The 2,867-nt window shown below is 47.2% G+C and carries 3 protein-coding genes; all 3 read left to right on the forward strand.

The annotated features are described in order from the left end of the window. A partial coding sequence (locus tag J9B83_RS15620; protein WP_211537713.1) for a TRAP transporter substrate-binding protein occupies window positions 1–927 on the forward strand: 927 nt, incomplete at its 5' end. A gap of 169 nt (window positions 928–1,096) precedes the next feature. Next, window positions 1,097–1,666, forward strand: coding sequence for a TRAP transporter small permease (locus J9B83_RS15625; protein ID WP_211537714.1), 570 nt, complete (start codon window positions 1,097–1,099; stop codon window positions 1,664–1,666). Next, the coding region (locus tag J9B83_RS15630; RefSeq protein WP_211537715.1) for a TRAP transporter large permease at window positions 1,663–2,867 on the forward strand (1,205 nt) is incomplete at its 3' end. The genes J9B83_RS15625 and J9B83_RS15630, both read left to right, overlap by 4 nt.

The raw sequence follows: 2,867 nt of genomic DNA on the forward strand, positions 1-2,867 counted from the left end.
ACTTGGAAAATGGCCGTTGGCGATGGGGGTGGAAGTACCCAAGAGGCGCTAGGGCTTAAATTTTCTGAGCTGCTGTCTGAAAAAACCAATGGTAAATATGACACCACTATTTTTGTGAACGGTCAGCTGGGTTCTGAGCAGGCTACCGTAAATGACGTGGCGTTGGGCACCTTGGACATGTCTATTGTTGGGGCCAGTAATTTAGCGCCTTTTAGCCCTTCATTGGGTATTTTGGCATTGCCTTATGTTTTCGAGAACATTGATCAAGCAGAAACCATCATCAACAGCGACATTGAAAGGCAATTGGCGCAAGACGCGCTTAACCAAGCCAATGTACGCATTTTGGCGTGGAGCTATTCGGGCTTTCGTATGCTGACCAACTCCAAACGTCCTATTACTTCGCTGGATGACCTTGAAGGCTTGTTTATCCGTGTGCCGAAAAGTGACTTGTTGATCAAAACTTACCAAGCATTGGGCGTTAACCCAACCCCCGTGGCCTGGTCTGAGACCTTTACTGCACTGCAACAAGGCGTGGTTGACGGTCAAGAAACCCCATACGCGGCTATTTACTCGATGAAGTTTGCCGAGATCCAAAAATACCTCACGGAAACTCACTACGCGTATCAGCTTGAGCCACTGATCATGTCTGAAGACCTTTTCCAAGACCAATCTAAAGCGGTACAAGCCGCGCTGATAGAAGCGGGCCAAGAAGCAACCGAATACAGCCTTGCCTGGATCAAAGACAAAGAAGGCAAGATCAAAAAAGAATTGGTGTCTAAATACGGCATGGAAATCAGTCAGCTTGAAGACGAAACAGAATGGGTAAAACGCGCGCAAGCCAACGTTTGGCCTGAATTCTACGACCAAGTTGGCGGTAAAGAAAAAATCAATGCCTTGTTGCGCACATTAGGTCGCGACGAAATCTAACTAAAACAAGGCTGGGTGATGGCATCCAGCCTTTCTTGTTTTAGTGCAGATGTTTTAGCCCCAATGCTTCTATCCTGCCGTTTTAATCCTGGCACTGTTGTTTAAGTGATAAAAAACCAGTTCAAGCGTTAAAAAGCGCAGATCCTCCAAAAGTCGAGCAGCCATTATTATGAAATGCCTTTTAAAAATATTCGACAACCTAGAAAGTTATTTATGTCGCGCGCTTCTTGTCGCGTTCGTTACCATTTTATTTCTTCAAATACTCTCTCGTGAATTATTTGGCCATTCGATCACTTGGAGTGAAGAACTCTCGGTTTATATGTTCGTTTGGTTTGTGTTTTTAGGCGCCAGTTACGCCGCCAAACTGTCTGCGCACAACCGCGTCACGTTTCACTACAAATGGATGCCACAAAAAGTCAGTACAGCGCTGGAACTCTTGTCGGATTTATCCTGGATTGGCTTTAACAGCTACTTTATTTACCTCAGTTACGATTTTGTGTTTAACCGTATGAACCTTTTTTGGAAGTCACAGACCTTGGGCATTCCAATGAAATACATCTACTTAATATTACCGATTGCCTTCACCCTGATGACCCTGCGAATTATTCAAGTGAACTACATAAAGTACGTGAAAGGCGTTGAAATTATTGACCCGGAAGCGAAAGAAATGAATGAACTGATGCAAGCCAGTCAAGCGAATGGTGATGAAACAACGACCGCCCAGGAGGCAAGCAAATGAGCGAATCATCCATTGTCTTAGTATTATTTGGGTCGTTTTTAGCCTTATTGATCATTGGCGCGCCGGTCATGGTGTCGTTGGGGATTGCCGCGTTAGCGTCGTTTTTATTTTTAGATGAAAACCCCATCAAATTTGTGCAAATTGCCTTTAACTCGGTAGGTTCGTTTCCCTTAATGGCGTTGCCGGCGTTTATCCTGGCCGGTGCCTTGATGGAAGCGTCGGGCATTTCCAAGCGACTGGTGCATTTAGCAGAAAGTTTTGCTGGCCCGGTAACGGGCGGTATTTCGGCGGCGGCAATTTTAGCTTGTATGTTCTTCGGTGCGATCTCGGGTTCGGGTCCTGCGACCACCGCCGCCGTGGGTATGTTGATGATTCCGGCCATGGTTCGCCGTGGTTATGACAAGGGTTATGCGTCTGCCGTGACGGCGTCGTCTGGTGGTTTGGGTATCGTGATCCCGCCGTCCATTCCTATGGTGATTTTTGGTATCTCTGCGCTGGGCATGACAGTGCCACTGGAAGCCATTGCGGAACACGGCGAATTTCAAAGCATCTCGATTCCGAAACTTTTTATTGCGGGCTTCTTGCCGGGCGTGGTGATGTCGGTTGGCTTGATGACGTTGAACTATATTCAGTGTCGCCGTTACGGCTACAAAGGCACTGACGAAGGTTGGTCTACGTCGCAAATTCGCAAAGCGATTCGCTCGGGTGTGTGGTCTATTTTAGCGCCCTTGGTGATTTTGGGCGGTATTTATTCCGGCTTCTTCACACCAACAGAATCGGCGATCGTGGCGATCTTCTATACCTTGTTCATTGGTGTGTTTGTTCACCGCGAGCTTAAGTTGAAAGACTTGGTGCATTCGTTAGAAACCACCACCTGGTTGTCGGGTCGTGTGTTGCTGATTTTGTTCACCGCCACGGCGTTTGGTCGTATCTTGGTGGAAAATCAAATTCCAACGATTGTGGCCAACTCCATGTTGAGCCTAACGGATAACCTGTACCTTATTTGGTTGCTGATTATTGCCTTCTTGCTGTTTGTCGGCATGTTTATGGAAACCTTGGCGGCCATCATGATCTTGACGCCCGTGTTGTTGCCTGTTGCTTATACGTTGGGCATTGACCCAGTGCATTTTGGTATCGTGATGGTGTGTAGCTTATCGATCGGTTTCTCAACGCCACCATTGGGAGAGAACCTGTTTGTGGC

The sequence above is a fragment of the Marinomonas vulgaris genome, assembly GCF_018145875.1.
GTDB lineage: Bacteria > Pseudomonadota > Gammaproteobacteria > Pseudomonadales > Marinomonadaceae > Marinomonas > Marinomonas vulgaris.